At 39.7% G+C, this 3,284-nt stretch carries 5 protein-coding genes; all 5 read left to right on the forward strand.

Going from position 1 to position 3,284, the window contains the following annotated elements; translation table 11 throughout:
* On the forward strand, nt 1-151 hold a 151-nt coding region (locus WA010_RS10715), incomplete at its 5' end, for a TatD family hydrolase (RefSeq protein ID WP_422557110.1).
* A 15-nt stretch (nt 152-166) separates the two neighbouring features.
* Complete coding sequence (locus WA010_RS10720; protein WP_422557106.1) at nt 167-1,387, forward strand: transglycosylase SLT domain-containing protein; 1,221 nt, start codon at nt 167-169, stop codon at nt 1,385-1,387.
* A gap of 73 nt (nt 1,388-1,460) precedes the next feature.
* Nucleotides 1,461-2,186: a septal ring lytic transglycosylase RlpA family protein gene (locus WA010_RS10725; protein ID WP_422557107.1), complete on the forward strand. Its 726-nt coding sequence runs from the start codon at nt 1,461-1,463 to the stop codon at nt 2,184-2,186.
* A gap of 1 nt (nt 2,187) precedes the next feature.
* Complete coding sequence (gene hisB / locus WA010_RS10730; RefSeq protein ID WP_422557108.1) at nt 2,188-2,760, forward strand: imidazoleglycerol-phosphate dehydratase HisB; 573 nt, start codon at nt 2,188-2,190, stop codon at nt 2,758-2,760.
* Nucleotides 2,757-3,248 carry a KdsC family phosphatase gene (locus WA010_RS10735; RefSeq protein ID WP_422557109.1) on the forward strand — a complete coding sequence of 164 codons (492 nt, stop codon included), beginning with the start codon at nt 2,757-2,759 and terminating at the stop codon, nt 3,246-3,248. The genes hisB and WA010_RS10735 overlap by 4 nt, the downstream gene beginning before the upstream one ends.
* Nucleotides 3,249-3,284 lie beyond the last annotated feature (36 nt).

Below are 3,284 nucleotides of genomic sequence, written 5' to 3' on the forward strand. Positions count from 1 at the left end.
CCTCACTCCCCATCCTCACCGTGGTAGCCGTAATGAACCCTCTTATACTCGTTTTGTTGCCGATAAAATGGGAGAGTTGTTAAGGATGAATGTGGAGTCTATCGAGTCTTTGACAACCCGAAATGCACGAAATCTATTTGGTTTAGGATAGTTCCATGGAGGAGGTATGAGACATCTATTATCATTTATTTTATTATTTCCCTTGTATGCTTATTCCATAGGATTTGATCTTAATGATCGAAAAAAAATTGAAGTATTAAATCATCTTGATATCCCTCCTACTTATCTCAAAGATCCCTATCTCCACGATATGTACGCACAAAAAAAACGTGAATGTACGTTGAACGGTTTTGCAGACTCATCTGAAAATGCTGATGTTTTTATCCCAATGCTTTCTTCGCTTATTGCGCAATCTGATTTACCGAGTGAATTTTTATTTGTAGCTTTAGTTGAATCACAGCTAAAAGTAGAGACATCATCTTCTCGCGGTGCGGCAGGATTGTGGCAGTTTATGGAGAGGACAGGAAAATTACATGGGCTTCAGGTTAATCAGTATGTGGATGAGCGACGAGATCACGTAAAATCAACACGTGCTGCAATTGCTTATTTAAGTACATTGAAAAAGAAATTCGGTAAATGGTATTTGGCACTTATCGCCTATAACTGTGGAGATGGCAGACTCGCTAAAGCGATCAGAAAAGCAGGAACGGATGATATCCACATTTTGACTGATCCAAAGAGAGGTTTGCTCCCCAAAGAGAGTCGAAATTATATTCGTAAAATCGTGGCCCTCTCTTTGTTGGCAACGGATGAGCTTTTTATATCACAAATACAATACGATCTCTTATTAAACGGATCTCATGAAAATCCAGTAGCAACTATTTATTTACCTGAGGGAGAAGATATTGACCGCATTGCAGCGGTTTTAGAAATGCCTAAAAAAAATCTTGTCCGACTAAACACCCATCTTAAAAAAGGAATCACGCCACCGAATACGCAAGATTATCCGGTTTATATCCCCAAAAATAAATTGGATGATTTTCGTCAAAAATTTAGAACCAAAGATCTACAAGGGTATTTTGTTATGCATCGTGTCAAATCGGATGAAACGCTCGAACAGCTCTCACGTCGTTACAACGTTCCAAAAACATCCATTATGATAGAAAATATGATTGGTGAGAAAGAAGGAAAAAATCTTAACCGACGAATAAAGATCCCTATCAACAAACCATTTTTGAAAAACAGCCGATTTCATACCGTTAAATCAGGAGAAACCCTTATTTCAGTCGCACAATTGTATAATTTGACGCTTGAACAACTTAAAAATAATAATCCTTTTTCAAATAATATACTAAAAGAAGGTGAGGAAATAAAAATTGATGATTAGAACTTTTTTAGTGCTAACCACAATAATTTTAGGTGGATGCACAACAAAGACTGGTTCTTATTCGTATCAACCAATGAAAACTTCTCAAAAATATCCTTCAGAAATTCTTGCGATAAATGCATCTAGTATTTATAAGCCAAATGGTGAATTACATGCAACAATGCGCCCTTATACGGTAATGGGAAAAGAGTATTATCCGACAGTAGTGAGTGTTGGAGATACTTTTAGCGGGCGGGCGAGTTGGTATGGTCCAAACTTTCATGGTAAATCGACCAGTAACGGTGAGGGGTACGATATGTATGCGATGACAGCCGCACATAAAACATTGCCGATGAATACTGTTGTGAGAGTGACTAATACCGAAAATAATGCACAAACTATTGTCCGTATCAATGATCGAGGACCGTTTATTGAAAGTCGTATTATCGATCTTTCTTATGCGGCGGCGAGTGCTGTCGGTGTCGATAAAAAAGGAACAGCACCGGTTCTTTTGGAGGTACTTGGATTTGAACCGAGTTCAATGAGAACCATCGATATGACCAGTTTAGCAAAAGGACCGAAACAATCAATATTAACTTCATTTTTTGTTCAAATCGGCTCATTTGAGCGCTTTGAGGGGGCGATGAGTACAAAACAAAAGTATGCTTCCTATAACGGCTATTCGGCAATTATCAAAGATACAGAGTATAATAACAAACGACTATTTCGTGTTTGGCTCGGTGGATTTAAAAGTGAAGCTGAAGCGCGCGATTTTATTTCACGAGGCTATTTTGAAGGCTCGTTTATCATAAGGGAATAAGATGATCCAAAAAAAACGTACAACTAAAGAGACCGACATCGATCTCACGCTTGCTATTGCAGGAGAAGGGAAGAGCTCGATTTCGACTAAAGTGGGCTTTTTGGATCACATGCTAGAGAGTTTCACAAAACATGCTCAAATCGATTTGATGATAATGTGCGATGGTGATGTTCATATTGACGATCACCATAGCGTCGAGGATATCGGGATTGTTTTAGGACAAGCACTTCGAGAAGCAATCTATCCGATTGAAAAGGTAGAACGATTTGGCAGTGCAACGATCGTAATGGATGAAGCGGCAGTCAGCTGTGATTTGGATTTGAGTAATCGACCGTTTCTGATTTATGATGTTCCGGTATCAGGAAAAATCGGTACATTCGATGCTGAGTTGGCAGAAGAATTTTTCCGTGCGGTTACCTTTAATGCGGGGATAACAGCCCATATTATTATGGTTCGCGGTAAAAACAAACACCATATCATTGAGGCGGCATTCAAATCTCTTGCCGTAGCACTTCGACGTGCGTTGGCACGAAACGATCGTGCCGGTGTTCCAAGCACCAAAGGTGTTTTATGATTAAACTCCTGATTTTAGATGTCGATGGGTGTATGAGCGATGGAAAGATTATCTATACTGCTGATGGGTTAGAACTCAAAAACTTTAATGTCAAAGATGGGTTTGCCATAAAAGCATGGGTGAAAATGGGTCACACGGCTGCGATCATCACAGGACGAGACTCCTCTATCGTCGCTCATCGTGCCAAAGAGCTTGATATCGCACATTTGTATCAAGGAGTCAAAGATAAACGCTCCGTAGCCATCACCATGTGCTCAGAGTTGGGAATCGAACCACATGAAGTTGCTGTGATAGGGGATGATCTAAACGATTATAACCTTCTCCAATGGGCTGGTCAAGCGTACACTCCGCAAGATGGTTCTGAGTATCTGAAAAGTTTTGCCGAAGTGCTTGATAGACATGGTGGCGATGCGTGTGTGCGTGAAATGATTGAAAAAGTCATCCGACGTAACGGTGAAGAAGAAAAATTTTTAAGCCTCTGGATATAAATGTCAATCAATATCTTTTTTATTGTACTTCTTGGG

This window comes from Sulfuricurvum sp. (genome assembly GCF_049305995.1).
In the GTDB taxonomy this organism is placed as follows: Bacteria; Campylobacterota; Campylobacteria; order Campylobacterales; family Sulfurimonadaceae; genus Sulfuricurvum.

Bases quoted from the DNA above. Each gene is read 5' to 3' on its own strand.
- WA010_RS10720 (WP_422557106.1), top strand. From the start codon at position 167: ATGAGACATCTATTATCATTTATTTTATTATTTCCCTTGTATGCTTAT.
- WA010_RS10725 (WP_422557107.1), top strand. From the start codon at position 1,461: ATGAAAACTTCTCAAAAATATCCTTCAGAAATTCTTGCGATAAATGCA.
- hisB (WP_422557108.1), top strand. From the start codon at position 2,188: ATGATCCAAAAAAAACGTACAACTAAAGAGACCGACATCGATCTCACG.
- WA010_RS10735 (WP_422557109.1), top strand. From the start codon at position 2,757: ATGATTAAACTCCTGATTTTAGATGTCGATGGGTGTATGAGCGATGGA.